This is a genomic window from Streptomyces sp. NPDC017225 (assembly GCF_044331465.1).
Lineage (GTDB): Bacteria > Actinomycetota > Actinomycetes > Streptomycetales > Streptomycetaceae > Streptomyces.
The window spans coordinates 171,967-186,282 of sequence record NZ_JBIRNE010000014.1; the positions used below are offsets into that span (position 1 = coordinate 171,967).

Consider the following 14,316-nt stretch of genomic DNA (forward strand, 5'->3'; position numbering starts at 1 on the left):
GTTTGGAGATGCGTGACGGCGATGTGGAGGCTTATGTGTTCAAGAGTTGAAGCTAGCGTGCTCTCAACTAACGCAGCCGCTGACTGATGACCTTCGACACGCCGTCACCCTGCATGGACACGCCGTACAGTGCGTCGGCGACCTCCATCGTCCGCTTCTGGTGCGTGATGACGATCAGCTGCGAGGCCTCCTGCAGCTCCTGCATGATCCGGATCAGCCGCTGCAGGTTGGTGTCGTCGAGCGCCGCCTCGACCTCGTCCATGACGTAGAACGGGCTGGGCCGCGCCTTGAAGATCGACACCAGCATCGCCACGGCGGTCAGCGAGCGCTCCCCGCCCGACAGCAGCGAGAGCCGCTTGACCTTCTTGCCCGGCGGCCGGGCCTCGACGTCCACGCCCGTGGTGAGCATGTTGTCGGGCTCGGTCAGCACGAGCCGCCCCTCACCGCCCGGGAACAGCCTGCCGAAGACGCCTTCGAACTCCCTTGCGGTGTCCCGGAAGGCCTCGGTGAAGACCTGCTCGACGCGCTCGTCGACCTCCTTGACGACCTGGAGCAGGTCGGCGCGGGTCTTCTTCAGGTCCTCGAGCTGCTCGCTGAGGAACTGGTGCCGTTCCTCCAGCGCCGCGAACTCCTCCAGGGCCAGCGGGTTGACCTTGCCGAGCTGCTGGTAGGCGCGTTCGGCGGCCTTCAGCCGCTTCTCCTGCTCGGAGCGTACGAAGGGCCGGGGGCGGTTGCGCGGGTGCTCCGGGTCCGCCGGGAGCTCCTCGCCCTCGGCGGGGGGCGAGGGCGGCACCTCTTGATGGGGGCCGTACTCGGCCGCGAGCCCCGCCGGTTCCACACCGAGTTCCTCCAGCGCCTTGGTCTCCAGCTGCTCGATGCGCAGCCGCTTCTCGGCGCCGAGTACCTCGCCCCGGTGGACTGAATCCGTCAACTTGTCGAGCTCGGCCTTGAGGTCGCGCCCGGCGGTGCGCGCGGCGGCCAGCTCCTGTTCGCGCCGGGCTTTGGCGGCCTCTGCGGCGGTGCGCTCCTGGTCGGCGCGGGTCAGGGAGACCTCCACGTGCGCGAGCAGCTGCCGGGCGCCGGCGGCGACCGCCTCGGCCACTGCCGCCTCGTGCCGCATCCTGGCCCGCCGCTGTTCCGCACGCGCGCGTGCCTCGCGCTCCGCGCGGGCCGCCCGGTCCAGGGAGTCGGCCCGCCCGGCCATCCCCTTGACCCGCTCCTCGTGGGTACGGACCTGGAGGCGGGCCTCCATCTCGGTCTGCCGGGCGTTGGCGCCGTCGGCGGCGAGCCGGTCGCGGGCGGAGGTGTCGGGCTCTTCCTCGACGGGCATCTCCTCGGCGACGGCGAGCCGCTCCGCCAGTTCCTCGACGTCCGTCAGCGCCTTGTCCAGCGCCTCCTGCGCCCGGGCCGCCGCGGCGGCCGACCGCTCGGCCTCCCCCGCCGCGCCCCGCGCCTGTCCCGCGAGCCGGCCCAGCTGCTGGGCCACGGCCGACTTCTCGCGGTCGGCGGACCGGCGCCGCTCCCCCAGCTCCTCGACGAGTGCCGCGCCCTCCCGGCGCCGCCCGACGGCCACCTCCTGCGCCTTCGCGAGTTCCTCGCACCGCGCGCCCAGCTCCTCCAGCTCGGCGGCGGCCTGGTCCACGGACGCCTGTACCTCCAGCAGGCTGGGCGCACCGGCGGAGCCGCCCCGCGCGAAGTGCGCGCCCAGCAGATCGCCCTCGGCGGTGACGGCGGTCAGCTCCGGGTGGGCGTAGACCAGGTCCTCGGCGTCCTCCAGGGTGGCGACGACCACGATCCCGCGCAGCAGCCGCCGTACGGCGGGCATCAGGTCGGCCGGCCCACGGACGAGATCGGCGGCGTACGGCGACCCGGCGCCACGCGGCTCCCGCGCCACCTCGCCACCCGGCTCCCGCGTCACGTCGCCACGCGACCCCGGCGCCACGTCACCACGCGGCCCCGGCCCTACGTCGTCGGGGGCACCGGCGAGCAGCAGGGCGGCGCGGCCGGCGTCCTGCTTGCGCAGCAGGCGGATGGCGTCGGCGGCCGCCGACGGGGAGGTCACCGCGAGGGCGTCTGCTGCGGCACCGAAGGCCGTGGACAGGGCGGCCTCGTGGCCGGGCGACACGGTGAGGAGCCCGGCCGCCGGACCGAGCAGGCCGGCGAGCCGGTCCTTCGCGGCGAGCAGGGCGCCGGTACCGTCCTTGCGGCGCAGTCCGAGCGCGAGGGCCTCGCGGCGGGCGTGTGTCGCCGCGCGCTCGCGTTCCGCCGCGGTGGCCGCCTCCCGGGCGGCGCTCAGGGCGGCCTCCGCCTCGGCCAGTGAGCGCTTGGCGGCCTCGTGCCGTTCGGCGAGTTCCTGGTCGTCGGCGTCGAGGCCGTCGACCTCTGCCTGGAGCACCTCGTACTCCTCCTGCGCGGCGGCGGCCCGCTCCCGGGACTCGTCCCGCGCCTCGGCCAGCCGCTCGATCTCGGCCTGGGCCGAGGCGGCGCGGGAGCGGGCGGTGCCGACCTGGCCGCTGAGCCGGGCCAGCCCCTCGCGGCGGTCGGCGATGGCGCGGGCGACGTCCTTGAGCCGGCGGTCCTCCAGAGCCAGTTCGCGTTCGAGGTCGGCGCGGTGGGCGACCGTGTCCTCCAGGGCGTACTCGGCCGCCTCCAGGGCCGCTTCGAGTTCGGCCTCCTGTTCGCGGACGCGGGCGGCCTCGCGCTCCAGGTCCTCGGGATCGCGGCCGCGCCGCTCCTCGGGGGGCGCGGAGGTGGCGCTCTTCACGCGCGCGTCGGCCAGCGAGATCGTGCCGCGCATCCGTTCGGCGAGCTGGGACAGCTCGTACCAGGTCTGCTGGGCCCGCTGGAGGCGCGGGGTGAGCCGGCGCACCTCGTCCTCCAGGTCCGCCTCGCGGCGCAGCGCCCTGCCCAGCTCGGCCTCGGCGGCGTCCTTGCGTTCCTTGAGCGCGGCCTCGTCGGCGATCTCGGCCTGGAGCGCCTCGCGCAGCCGTACGAGGTCGTCGGCGAGGAGCCTCAGCCGCGCGTCCCGCAGGTCGGCCTGGATGACGGCGGCGCGCCTGGCCACCGCCGCCTGACGCCCCAGCGGCTTCAGCTGGCGCCGCAGTTCGTCCGTCAGGTCCTGCACGCGCGCGAGGTTGGCCTGCATCGCGTCCAGTTTCCTGAGCGCCTTCTCCTTGCGCTTGCGGTGCTTGAGGACGCCGGCGGCCTCCTCGATGAAGGCGCGGCGCCCCATGGGGTCGGCGTGCAGGACGGAGTCGAGCTGGCCCTGACCGACGATGACGTGCATCTCTCGGCCGATGCCGGAGTCGGAGAGCAGTTCCTGGATGTCGAGGAGGCGGCAGGTGTCGCCGTTGAGCTGGTACTCGCTGCCGCCGTTGCGGAACATGATCCGCGTGATGGTGACCTCGGCGTACTCGATGGGCAGCGCCCCGTCGGAGTTGTCGATGGTCAGCGACACCTCGGCCCGGCCGAGCGGCGGGCGGCCGGTGGTGCCGGCGAAGATGACGTCCTCCATCTTGCCGCCGCGCAGCGACTTGGCGCCCTGTTCACCCATGACCCAGCTGAGCGCGTCGACGACGTTGGACTTGCCCGAGCCGTTCGGGCCGACGACGCAGGTGATGCCGGGCTCGAACCGGAGCGTGGTCGCCGAGGCGAACGACTTGAATCCGCGGAGGGTCAGGGCCTTCAGGTGCACGCCGTCGGACTCTACCTTTCACGGGTGTCTCACTCCATGAACCGGTGAACCGCCGCGGTTTCACCGGTGAACGCGCAGGGCACATCAGACGTTGAAGAGGGTGAAAGGATGCGCGGGGGAGGAAAAGGCGGGCGGGGCGGCGGACACGGGCGAAGGCGGGGGCAAGAAAGAAGGGACGCCGAAGCGTCCCTTGCAGACTCTGACACCTGAGCGGTTGTACGGGCGTGCCCAACCACTGCCGTGCCGTCGTGGAGCGATGCAGTGATCAGATCGATCAGCAGTGATCAGGTGAGCGCAGGCTCCGCCTGGTGTGCGTCAACGCTCTCCATGCTCTCCATGATCCTGTCGTGAGAAGCGGCAGCCGCCAACGCGTCGTTCTCCGCCTGGATTCGTCCGAGTTCGGATTCCAGGTCCTGGACGCGCTGCTGGAGCCGTCGCATCTCGGCGAGGAGTCGAGGGTCGGAGCCGCCGACGTAACCGAGAAGCGCCTTTGCCATGATGGATGGTCCTCCACAATGAGTGACCGACCGAAGCGGTGTGGGTCGTGAGGGAATCGCACCCGCGGTGCTTGGCACTTTGGAGTTTTTCCTGCCGTTCAACCATGCCAAACAGCTAAGGTGCGCGGGGCTTTCAGCGTCTCACCAAAAAGTTTGACGGTCAACACGATCACGCCCCGTATCGGCGGGCACCCGGGCGCACGCGGCCTGGGAACGGCGACGCGGCGATTCCTGCGGGCCCCTGGGGGCGTGGCGATCATCCTGCGTGCGGAGCCTGCCACGACAGGCCGTTCTTGGCAACCACCTGCCCGTTTCCGCTGCGGACACCCTTCCGGAGACGGTCGCACCGGGCGCCGGGGGCCTTCGGCACGGCCCGGCGTCAGCGGATGGCGAAGCCCTCGTAACCCCCGCGAGGTGTGTCCCAGATCTCGGTCACGCCGTCCACACGTCCGGGCGTGTCGTCACCGCGCAGCCAGTCGAGCAGCCCTTCGCAGCGCTCGCGCGGGCCCTCCGCGACGACCTGGACCCGCCCGTCGGCCAGATTGAGAGCAAAACCACTCATCCCGCCGAGCTCCAGCGCCCTGGCCCGCGTGAACCAGCGGAAACCCACTCCCTGGACCTGTCCGCGCACCCACGCGACCAGCCGTACATCCTCGCTCATGACTGCAACCTAACCAGTCAATGTCTCGCCGGGCACTTCACCCCCTTGCACCATGCGGTACCGTCCCCACCCAATGAAACTCACCTGAAACTCACTCCATCGTGTGAGTTCCGTGTCGATCTTGAGGACACATCGACCGCGAGGACACGTCCAGCGCGAGGACGAGGACGAGGAAGGCCAGAACATGGGACGCCACCGACGCTCCGCCGCCGGCCGCGCCGCCACGGGCCGCGCCGCGGGGGGCCATCAGACGGACGGTGCGACCGGCCGGGACCGCGACCCGCGGTCGCCGGACGCGGGTGACCGACCCACGATGGGGATCGCGCCCTATCTGAACCCCGAGGCGTACGCCGAGGTCCGGGCGAAGAGCGACGCGTACCTGTTCGCGCCGGACGGCCCGGACGGCGACGGGGCCGACGGCCGCCCCCAGGCCGGACGAACGGTCGCCTTCCCCAGTGGCGGCTTCACCCCCGACGACGGTCCGCGGCCCGCGAGCCCCTCGGGAACACGCCGCCGCCGCAGGAAGAGGGCCGCCACTCCCGTCCGCACGGGTCTGCTCGGTGTCTCCGCAGCGGTCGCCATCGGCACCGTGGCGGTGGCCACCGGAGCGGTGCCCGGCCTCGACAACTACCGGCTCGGCGGCGGCGGCGGTGGCGGCGGTGACCGAGTGCAGTCCCAGGACGCCCCGTCGAACATCCCGTCCGAACAGGGCGGCACCTCCGGCAGCGCCGAGGCCGGTCACGGCGGCGAGGCCCCCGCGAGCCGCGGCACCGACCGGTCGTCCTCGCCCGCCGGCTCCTCCGACCGCTCGGGGGCCTCCGAGTCCTCCTCGTCCGGCTCCTCCTCCCCCTCGCCGTCCGCGTCCTCCCCCTCGGCATCGGCGTCGAAGCCCGCCGCTGAGGCCGAGACCCCGTCGAAGACGGAGAAGCCCGAGAAGGCTCCGAGCGCCGAGCCGAAGCCCACGCCGTCGCGTCCGGCCGCCGAGGAGCCCCAGCGGCCCGGCGCGCCCGCCGCCGCGTCGGAGCAGGCCGTCGCCCAGGCCCAGGTTCTCAAGCTCGTCAACGACGAGCGTGCCAAGGTGGGCTGCAGCCCGCTGGCCGCGAACAGCGCGCTGCGCGAACTGGCCGAGGACTTCAGCGAGGCGATGGCCGCCGAGGGCTTCTTCGACCACACCGACCCCAGCGGCGCGACGCCCTGGGACCGGGCCGAGGCGGCCGGCATAAGCGGTCTCGGGGGCGAGAACATAGCCCGCGGTCAGGCCGACGCCCAGGCCGTGATGGACGCCTGGATGGACAGCCCGGGCCACAAGGCCAACATCCTGAACTGCGACTTCCAGACCCTGGGCGTCGGCGTCCACTTCGGCTCCGGCGGCCCCTGGTGGACCCAGAATTTCGGCTACTAGCCACACCCCTCCGGGCAGCGCGGGCCCTCGGGCGGCGCTGCCTTCGGCGCGGCGCTGCGCTCACGTACGCTGGATGTATGTCGACCACGCAGGAGCGCACGGAGGAGCAGGACCTCCCGTACGACGTGTTCTCCCGGGCCTGCCCCTCGCGCGGCACCCTGGAGCACGTCACCGGGCGCTGGGGTGCGCTGACTCTCGGCGCGCTGTACGAGAGTTCGTTCCGGTTCAACGAGCTGCGGCGGCGCGTCGACGGCGTCAGCGAGAAGATGCTGGCCCAGACGCTGCACGCGCTGGAGCGCGACGGCCTGGTGCACCGCGAGGCCCAGCCCACCAACCCGCCCCGCGTGGACTACGAGCTCACGGCCCTGGGACGCGAGGTGGCCGGGCGGCTGGCCGCCCTCATCCAGTGCGTCCAGGGGCGGATGGACGAGGTGCTGGCGTCGCGCGAGCGGTACGACGCGCGGCGTGCACCTACGGTGTGATCCTCGGCGTCCGCTGGCACTTCGGGCAGAAGTAGCTGGAGCGGTTCATCCAGGGCCGGCGGCGCATCGGCGTGGCACAGCGGCGGCAGGGCAGACCTTCCCGGCCGTACGCGTCGAGCGACCGGTCGAAGTAGCCCGACTCGCCGTTCACGTTGACGTAGAGGCTGTCGAAGCTGGTGCCGCCCACGGCGAGGGCCGCGTTCATCACGTCGCGGACGTGGCCGAGGAGTTCGGCGGTGCGGGGGCGGGTGAAGGTCGCCGTGGGGCGTTCGTAGTGCAGGCGGGAGCGCCACAGGGCCTCGTCCGCGTAGATGTTGCCCACGCCGCTGATCAGTGACTGGTCGAGCAGGGCCCGTTTGACCGTGGTGCGTTTGCGGCGCAGCGCGAGGTGGAACGCCGCGTCGTCGAAGAGCGGGTCGAGGGGGTCGCGGGCGATGTGCGCGATGACGTCGGGCAGTCCGTCGGGGGTGGTGTCGTGCAGGGACAGGCCGCCGAAGGTGCGCTGGTCCACGAAGCGCAGTTCGGTGGACCGGTCGTCGGTGAAGCGGACGCGCACACGCAGGTGTTTCTCGGCCGGTGCCTCGTGCGGCTGGACCAGTAGCTGGCCGCTCATGCCGAGGTGCGCCAGGATCGCCTGACCGGTGTCCTCCAGCGGCAGCCACAGGTACTTGCCGCGGCGGCTGGGCGTGCCGATGCGGTGGCCCTTCAGGCGGTGGGCGAAGTCGTCGGGGCCGGCGAGGTGCCGGCGTACCGCGCGCGGGTGCAGCACCTCGGCGTCGGCGACGGTCCGGTGGGCGACCCAGCGCTCCAGGCCGCGCCGGACGACCTCGACCTCGGGCAACTCGGGCATGGCATTCCCTCGGGTGGGCCGGTGGACGAGCCGAACGCCCGCCCCGGGAGTGGGACGGGCGTTCGGAACGTGCGATGAATCAGACGGCTCCGACGGTCGGGTGGACCGACGGAGCCGGCGGATCGACGGATCAGGCAGAGGCCGACGGGGCGTCGGCGCTCGGCGTGACCGCCGCTTCGGCGGCCGGCTGGGCCGTCGCTTCGGCTGCGGGCACCTTGGCCCGCTCGTCCGCCGCGGCCCGGATGGACCGCCACGCGGATTCCGCGGCCTGCTGCTCCGCTTCCTTCTTGCTGCGGCCGGTGCCGGTGCCGTACGAGACGCCTCCGACGCGGGCGGCAGCAGTGAAGGTCTTCTCGTGATCCGGGCCGGTCTCCGTGACCAGGTACTCGGGGACACCGAGCCCTTCGGTCGCGGTGAGTTCCTGGAGACTGGTCTTCCAGTCCAGGCCGGCACCGAGGTTCGAGGACTTCTCGATCAGCGGGTCGAACAGGCGGTGTACCAGTTCGGAGGCCGCGTCGAGGCCCTGGTCGAGATAGACCGCGCCGATCACCGCTTCAAGGGTGTCGGCGAGGATGGACGCCTTGTCCCGGCCCCCTGTGCCCTCTTCACCGCGGCCGAGCCGGATGAAGGAGCCGAGGTCGAGCCCACGGCCCACCTGAGCCAGCGCACGCGAGTTGACCACCGCGGCCCGCAACTTGGCCAGCTGGCCTTCGGGCAGGTCGGGGTGGGTTCGGTACAGCGTGTCCGTGACGACGAGGCCGAGGACGGAGTCTCCGAGGAACTCCAGCCGCTCGTTCGTCGGCAGACCGCCGTTCTCGTACGCGTAGGAACGGTGGGTCAGTGCGCGCACCAGAAGGGCGGACTCGAGCTGATAGCCGAGCCGCCCTTCCAGAAGCGTGTGGGACGAGGCCTGGGTGTCCGCCTTCTTCTTGGCGGGTGGGTCCGCCTTGGCGACTTCCGCCTTCTTGGGGACTGACACAGTGCCTCTCACCAGCCGCTCAGACCTCGAGGACCTGGCGCTTGTTGTAAGTGCCGCAAGACGGGCACGCGATGTGCTGCTGCTTGGGCTCGTGGCAGCGCTCGCACGCAACCAGGGTGGGGACCGCAGCCTTCCACTGCGACCGGCGGTGGCGCGTGTTGCTGCGCGACATCTTCCGCTTCGGAACAGCCACGGCTACTTCTCCTGCTTCTCGTCGACGCCAGGTTCGGCGCCGCTCATCTCGTCCTTCTCGCCGTCTCCGAGTGAACCGGCGAGTCCCTGCAAAGCCGCCCAACGAATGTCGACGGCGTCGTGGTGGTGGTCCGGGTCGTCCGCCAGGCGTACTCCGCACTCGGAGCACAGACCCGGGCAGTCTTCCTGGCACACCGGCTGCATCGGCAGTGCGAGCACCACCGCGTCGCGCAGCACGGGTTCGAGGCCGATCAGTCCGTCCTCGACGAAGAGCCTGTCCTCGTCGTCCTCGGCGTCGTCGCCCGGTTCCGCCACAGGGCGGCCCCGGTCGTCGGCGTCAGGGTACGAGAACATCTCCTGGAAGTCCGCCACAAGCTGCTGCTCGAGCGGCTCCAGACACCTTACGCACTCCCCCTTGGCCTTGGCACGGGCGGTGCCTGTGACGAGCACACCTTCCATGACCGACTCGAGCCGGAGATCGAGTTCCACCGGGGCGCCTTCCGGCACTCCGATGACTCCCTGGATACCGAAGTCCTTGGGAGCGTCGACCGTGCGGGTCAGGCGCTGCAGCGCACCGGGCCGCCGTCCCAGCTCGTGTGTGTCGAACACGAGGGGGTTTCGGTGGTCGAGGCGCGCGTTCAGAACCATTCCTGCTTTCGGTCTTTCGTAACTTGGGGGTGCCGCCCTCCGGTGTTCCCGGGCAGCGGCGATCGCGGACGTACACGCGACCGAAGAGCCAGGATACTGGACCATTCGCTCTCGGCCCAATCCGGCCCGGGAGCGGTGCGCGGGTCAGAGACCGCGCCCCTGTTCGTAGGCCCTCAGCTGCTCGGCACTGATCATGCCGGTGTCGAAGAGGCTGGTCTCGTCGAGTGCCTGCGGCGGGGCCTGCGGGGGCTGTGGCGGCTGCTGGGGCTGCTGGGGCTGCTGGGGCTGTGCGTAGTCCTGCCCGGCGCCGTCGTACGCCTGCTGCCGGGGGTCGTACTGGTAGGCGTACGGGTCCGCGGTCTGCTGCTGGTAGCCGTACGGCTCCTGCTGACCGCCGCCGTAGGCCTGCTGGTAGGCGGCGTAGGGGTCCGGCTGCTGCTGGGCGTAGCCGTAGGCCGGCTGCTGCGACGGCATCTCCGGCACCGCCTGGGCCGGTGGCTGCGCCGGTGCCTGTGCCGGCACCTGTGCCACCGCCGGCCGCTGCTCGCCGTACTCCCGCTGCCGGGGCTGTCCGGCGGGGGCGTCGGAGAGGCCCGCGAGGTAGTCCTCGTCGCTGGAGTGCTGGACGGTGCTCAGGTCGTCCGCGAGGGCGCCGAGGTCGTCGGTGGCGATCCGGCCGTGCAGCTTCTGGCGGCCCCGGCCGACCGCGTCCAGGGTCTTGGCCAGCACGGCCTCGAAGGCGCCGAGCTTGGAGTCGACGTAGGTGTCGGCGTCGCGGCGCAGGGTCTCCGGGTCGTGGCTGCGCTCGGGGGCGTCCTCGTCCTCGTAGCCGTTCTCGTCGAGGCCGGGTCCGGTGCCTAGGAGCTTCTCGCGGCCCCGGCCGACCGAGCCGAGGGTCTTGGTGAGGACGACCTCGAAGTTGGCGAGCTTGGAGTCGACGTAGTCGTCGGCCTCGGCGCGGACCTCCTCGGCCTCCTGGCGGGCCTCGGTGAGGATCCGGTCGGCCTCGGCCTGGGAGCGGCGGGCGACCTCGGTGTCGGCGATCAGGGAACCGCGCTCGGCGTGCGCGCCCTCGATGATCCGGTCGGCCTCCTGGCGGGCCTGCGCGACCATCTGCTCCCGGTCGCCGATCAGCTCCTGGGCCTGGGCGAGGGAACCGGGCAGTTCGGTACGCAGCTCTTCCAGCATCGAGAGCAGATCGGCGCGGTTGATCACGCACGAGGCCGACATGGGCATGGCGCGGGCGCCGGAGACCATCGCGGTGATCTCGTCGAGCTTCTTCTGCACGTCCACCGTGTGCTCGCCACTCTCTACAGCTGTGTTGGAGACGGACGGGACGACTGTACGACCCTGGGGTGTCCGGGGGACACCGGGTGACGGATTGTCAGCCTCCGGGAGCCGCGCGGGGTGCGCGCGAGGGCGGCGGTGGGGTGGGAACGGGGTGGGCTCAGTCCTGCTTCAGGCGCTCGGAGAGGACGTCGAGGACCAGCGGCGGCACCAGGTGGGAGACGTCGCCTCCCCAGGTCGCGACCTCTTTGACCAGGGAGGACGACAGGAAGCTGTAGGTGGGGTTGGTCGGGATGAACAGGGTCTCGACGCCCGAGAGGCCGTTGTTCATCTGGGCCATCTGCAGCTCGTAGTCGAAGTCGCTCACCGCGCGCAGGCCCTTGACGATGGCCGGGATCTCGCGCTGCTTGCAGAAGTCGACGAGGAGGCCGTGGAAGGACTCCACGCGCACGTTCCCGTACTCGGCGGTGACCTGGCGGATGAGGTCGATCCGCTCCTCGATCTCGAACAGGCCCTTCTTGGCCTGGTTGATCATCACGGCGACGTAGACCTCGTCATAGAGACTGGAGGCCCGGGCGATGATGTCGAGATGTCCGTTGGTGATCGGGTCGAACGACCCGGGACAGACGGCGCGGCGCACTTGAGTTCCCTCGCTCTCCGGTCCGGTCATCGTGCGTCTTCGCACGTAGAGGCGGCGTGACCGTACCAAAACGTTCCCTCGCCGTAGCGACGGGACCGGATCGCGTCGAAGCCGTGCGGCCAACGGAAGTCGCCGCCCCTGGTGCTGCGCTCCACGGTGACGAGCGCTTCCCCGGTGAGCCACCCCTCCGTGCGGAGTGTGAGCAGGATCTCCCGAAGATCGTCGTCCGTGACGGCGTACGGCGGGTCCAGGAAGACGATGTCGTACGGCTCGGCCGGTGCCGGGGTACGGATGATCTGTTCCGCTTTGCCCGCCCGGACCTCGGCGCCGGGCAGGCCGAGGGCCTTGACGTTCTCCCGGACCGTACGGGCGGCGCGGGCGTCGGCCTCGACGAGCAGGACGTGCCCCGCGCCCCGGGACAGCGCCTCCAGTCCGACGGCGCCGGAGCCGGCGTACAGGTCGAGGACCCGCTCGCCGTTCAGCGGGCCGCCGAGCAGGGACTGCCAGGTGGAGAACAGGCCCTCGCGCGCGCGGTCGGAGGTGGGGCGGGTGCCGGTCCCTGGCGGGACGGTGAGGCGGCGTCCGCCGGCCTTGCCGGCGATCACGCGGGTCATCTCGGGGTCCTTGTCGGTGTGCTCGGCGTGCTCGGGATGGACGGACGGTGTCCGTTCCCAGTGTCTCAGCCCTTCTCCAGGTACTGCTCCCTCTCCTCGTCCAGGAGGGCGTCCAGGGCCGTCCGCAGACCGGGCAGGCCGGCCAGCTCCGGGTCGGCTGCCACCACCGCCGCCGCCTCCTGACGTGCCTCGGCGATGATCTCCTCGTCCTCGATGACGGCGAGGACGCGCAGGGAGGTGCGGGCACCGGACTGGGCCTGGCCCAGGACGTCGCCCTCGCGGCGCTGTTCGAGGTCGATGCGGGAGAGCTCGAAGCCGTCGAGGGTGCCGGCGACGGAGTTGAGCCGCTGCCGTGCCGCGCTCGCCTCGGGCATCTCGGAGACCAGCAGGCACAGGCCGGGGGCGGAGCCCCGGCCGACGCGGCCGCGCAGCTGGTGGAGCTGGGAGACGCCGAAGCGGTCGGCGTCCATGATCACCATCGCGGTGGCGTTGGGGACGTTGACGCCCACCTCGATGACGGTCGTGGCGACCAGGACGTCGGTCTCCCCGGCGGTGAAGCGGCGCATGACGCCGTCCTTGTCGTCGGGCTGCATACGGCCGTGCAGGACCTCGACCCTGAGGCCCTGGAGCGGGCCCTTCGCCAGTTGCCCGGCGACGTCGAGGACGGCCAGCGGGGGCCGCTTCTCCGCGTCGCCCTCGGGGGGCTTCCGGGACCCCTTCTTCGGGGCGTCGTCCTCGTCGCCGATGCGCGGGCAGACGACGTACGCCTGGTGGCCGTTGGACACCTCCTCGCGGACCCGTTCCCAGGCCCGGGCGAGGAAGTGCGGTTTGTCGGCGACCGGGACGACATGGCTGGCGATCGGGGACCGGCCGGCCGGGAGCTGGTCCAGGACGGAGGTCTCCAGGTCGCCGAAGACGGTCATGGCGACGGTGCGCGGGATGGGCGTGGCGGTCATGACGAGCAGATGCGGCGGCTGCTTTCCCTTGCCGCGCAGGGCGTCGCGCTGTTCGACTCCGAAGCGGTGCTGTTCGTCGACGACGACCAGGCCGAGGTCGTGGAACCGCACCTTGTCCTCGATCAGCGCGTGCGTGCCGATGACGATGCCGGCCTCGCCGGTGGCCAGGTCGAGCAGGGCGTGGCGGCGGGCGGCGGCGCCCATCGAGCCGGTGAGCAGCACCACCTTGGTGGCGTGTTCGGTGCCGCCCAGCGTCCCTCCCTCGGCCAGCTCCCCCATCATCTCGACGACCGACCGGTGGTGCTGCTGGGCGAGCACCTCGGTGGGCGCCAGCATCACGGCCTGCCCGCCCGCGTCGACGACGGCGAGCATGGCGCGCAGGGCCACCATCGTCTTGCCGCTGCCGACCTCTCCCTGGAGCAGCCGGTGCATCGGGTGGTCGGTGGCGAGGTCGTCGAAGATCTCCCGGGAGACCTTCTGCTGGCCCTCGGTGAGGGTGAAGGGGAGACGGTCGTCGAAGGCCGTGAGCAGGCCGTCCGGGCTCGGTTTCCTCGGGACGGCGGGGAGTTGGGTCTCGGCGTGGCGGCGGCGGGCGAGGGCGACCTGGAGGACGAAGGCCTCGTCCCACTTCAGGCGGGCGCGGGCGTCCTCGATGTCCGCCTTGGTGTGCGGACGGTGGATCTTCAGGAGGGCCTCGGGGAGGGAGACCAGGCCGCGGCCCTCGCGCAGGGAGCCGGGCAGGGGGTCGACGGCCTCCTGCGCGCTGGGCAGCACCGTCTGGATCGCCTTGCCGATCTTCCAGGACTCCAGCTTGGCGGTGGCCGGGTAGAGGGGGATGAGGGCGCCCGCCCAGGACTCGACGCTCTCGGTCCCGTCGTCGTCATCACTGCCGCGCAGCAACTCGTACGCCGGGTGGGCCAGTTGGAGTCGGCGGTTGAAGACGGAGACCTTGCCCGCGAACATCGCGCGGGTGCCCGGCAGGAGCTCCTTGTGGGGCTTGTGGACGCCATGGCCGAAGAAGACCAGCTGGAGGCGGCCGCTGCCGTCCGTGATGGTCACTTCGAGCCGCTGGCCCTTGCCGCGTGGGGCCTTCGGCGAGGCGAAGGTGTGCAGGCGGGCGTCGGCGACCTGGGCCACCACCGTGACGTGCTCGTCCATGGGCAGGTCGGCGAGGTGGGTGAGCTGGCCGCGCTCCTCGTATCCACGGGGGTAGTGGTGGAGGAGGTCGCCGACCGTGTGCAGGCCGAGATGCTCGGCCATCACCTTCGCGGTGGCGGGGCCGAGCACCTTCTTCAGGGGTTCTCGCAGTGCGGGCACGAGATCCATTGCACACCACGCCACTGACAATGGCCCCATACCTCCCCGGAAACCGGCGGTACCGGCCGCACACCTCCCGGGCAACCGGCGGTACCGG

Annotated in this window: 13 protein-coding genes; 2 read left to right on the plus strand and 11 right to left on the minus strand. The window is 71.6% G+C overall.

What is annotated here, in order from left to right; translation table 11 throughout:
• Nucleotides 1-67: 67 nt before the first annotated feature.
• The 3 genes from smc to ACH4NX_RS27630 all read right to left on the minus strand — a co-directional run bounded on the left by smc (nucleotide 68) and on the right by ACH4NX_RS27630 (nucleotide 4,852).
• Nucleotides 68-3,694, minus strand: coding sequence for a chromosome segregation protein SMC (gene smc, locus ACH4NX_RS27620; RefSeq protein WP_398129046.1), 3,627 nt, complete (start codon nucleotides 3,692-3,694; stop codon nucleotides 68-70).
• 284 nt (nucleotides 3,695-3,978) lie between these two features.
• Entirely contained in the window at nucleotides 3,979-4,191 is a 213-nt protein-coding gene (locus tag ACH4NX_RS27625; protein WP_003973418.1) for a hypothetical protein, read from the minus strand.
• Between the two features lie 379 nt (nucleotides 4,192-4,570).
• Nucleotides 4,571-4,852 (minus strand): acylphosphatase, encoded by a 282-nt coding sequence (locus tag ACH4NX_RS27630; protein WP_053137648.1) that lies wholly within the window; start codon nucleotides 4,850-4,852, stop codon nucleotides 4,571-4,573.
• Nucleotides 4,853-5,036: 184 nt separating this feature from the next.
• Between ACH4NX_RS27630 and ACH4NX_RS27635 the strand changes: the two genes are divergently transcribed.
• Nucleotides 5,037-6,254, plus strand: coding sequence for a CAP domain-containing protein (locus ACH4NX_RS27635; RefSeq protein WP_398129065.1), 1,218 nt, complete (start codon nucleotides 5,037-5,039; stop codon nucleotides 6,252-6,254).
• A gap of 77 nt (nucleotides 6,255-6,331) precedes the next feature.
• Complete coding sequence (locus ACH4NX_RS27640) at nucleotides 6,332-6,736, plus strand: helix-turn-helix domain-containing protein (RefSeq protein ID WP_351398166.1); 405 nt, start codon at nucleotides 6,332-6,334, stop codon at nucleotides 6,734-6,736.
• Here the strand turns inward: ACH4NX_RS27640 and mutM are convergent.
• The 8 genes from mutM to recG form a co-directional block, all read right to left on the minus strand.
• Nucleotides 6,726-7,586 carry a bifunctional DNA-formamidopyrimidine glycosylase/DNA-(apurinic or apyrimidinic site) lyase gene (gene mutM / locus ACH4NX_RS27645; RefSeq protein ID WP_398129047.1) on the minus strand — a complete coding sequence of 287 codons (861 nt, stop codon included), beginning with the start codon at nucleotides 7,584-7,586 and terminating at the stop codon, nucleotides 6,726-6,728. The two genes, ACH4NX_RS27640 and mutM, sit on opposite strands and share 11 nt — an antisense overlap.
• A 130-nt stretch (nucleotides 7,587-7,716) precedes the next feature.
• Nucleotides 7,717-8,577 (minus strand): ribonuclease III, encoded by an 861-nt coding sequence (rnc, locus tag ACH4NX_RS27650; protein ID WP_398129048.1) that lies wholly within the window; start codon nucleotides 8,575-8,577, stop codon nucleotides 7,717-7,719.
• Between the two features lie 7 nt (nucleotides 8,578-8,584).
• On the minus strand, nucleotides 8,585-8,758 hold the full coding sequence (rpmF, locus tag ACH4NX_RS27655; RefSeq protein WP_003951102.1) for a 50S ribosomal protein L32: 174 nt from the start codon (nucleotides 8,756-8,758) through the stop codon (nucleotides 8,585-8,587).
• 2 nt (nucleotides 8,759-8,760) lie between these two features.
• Complete coding sequence (locus tag ACH4NX_RS27660) at nucleotides 8,761-9,405, minus strand: YceD family protein (RefSeq protein WP_351398160.1); 645 nt, start codon at nucleotides 9,403-9,405, stop codon at nucleotides 8,761-8,763.
• Nucleotides 9,406-9,549: 144 nt separating this feature from the next.
• Complete coding sequence (locus ACH4NX_RS27665; RefSeq protein WP_398129049.1) at nucleotides 9,550-10,698, minus strand: cell division initiation protein; 1,149 nt, start codon at nucleotides 10,696-10,698, stop codon at nucleotides 9,550-9,552.
• A 154-nt stretch (nucleotides 10,699-10,852) separates the two neighbouring features.
• Nucleotides 10,853-11,332, minus strand: a complete 480-nt coding sequence (gene coaD / locus ACH4NX_RS27670; protein ID WP_345596079.1) for a pantetheine-phosphate adenylyltransferase — start codon at nucleotides 11,330-11,332, stop codon at nucleotides 10,853-10,855.
• Between the two features lie 26 nt (nucleotides 11,333-11,358).
• Nucleotides 11,359-11,946, minus strand: a complete 588-nt coding sequence (rsmD, locus tag ACH4NX_RS27675) for a 16S rRNA (guanine(966)-N(2))-methyltransferase RsmD (RefSeq protein WP_351398156.1) — start codon at nucleotides 11,944-11,946, stop codon at nucleotides 11,359-11,361.
• Nucleotides 11,947-12,011: 65 nt separating this feature from the next.
• Complete coding sequence (gene recG / locus ACH4NX_RS27680; RefSeq protein WP_398129050.1) at nucleotides 12,012-14,228, minus strand: ATP-dependent DNA helicase RecG; 2,217 nt, start codon at nucleotides 14,226-14,228, stop codon at nucleotides 12,012-12,014.
• Between the last annotated feature and the right edge of the window lie 88 nt (nucleotides 14,229-14,316).

What these genes read in the sequence shown, in the direction of transcription:
- ACH4NX_RS27630 (WP_053137648.1), bottom strand. Translation starts at nt 4,852, where the DNA reads ATGAGCGAGGATGTACGGCTGGTCGCGTGGGTGCGCGGACAGGTCCAG.
- recG (WP_398129050.1), bottom strand. Translation starts at nt 14,228, where the DNA reads ATGGATCTCGTGCCCGCACTGCGAGAACCCCTGAAGAAGGTGCTCGGC.
- ACH4NX_RS27635 (WP_398129065.1), top strand. Translation starts at nt 5,037, where the DNA reads ATGGGACGCCACCGACGCTCCGCCGCCGGCCGCGCCGCCACGGGCCGC.
- ACH4NX_RS27625 (WP_003973418.1), bottom strand. Translation starts at nt 4,191, where the DNA reads ATGGCAAAGGCGCTTCTCGGTTACGTCGGCGGCTCCGACCCTCGACTC.
- ACH4NX_RS27660 (WP_351398160.1), bottom strand. Translation starts at nt 9,405, where the DNA reads ATGGTTCTGAACGCGCGCCTCGACCACCGAAACCCCCTCGTGTTCGAC.
- rsmD (WP_351398156.1), bottom strand. Translation starts at nt 11,946, where the DNA reads ATGACCCGCGTGATCGCCGGCAAGGCCGGCGGACGCCGCCTCACCGTC.
- mutM (WP_398129047.1), bottom strand. Translation starts at nt 7,586, where the DNA reads ATGCCCGAGTTGCCCGAGGTCGAGGTCGTCCGGCGCGGCCTGGAGCGC.
- ACH4NX_RS27640 (WP_351398166.1), top strand. Translation starts at nt 6,332, where the DNA reads ATGTCGACCACGCAGGAGCGCACGGAGGAGCAGGACCTCCCGTACGAC.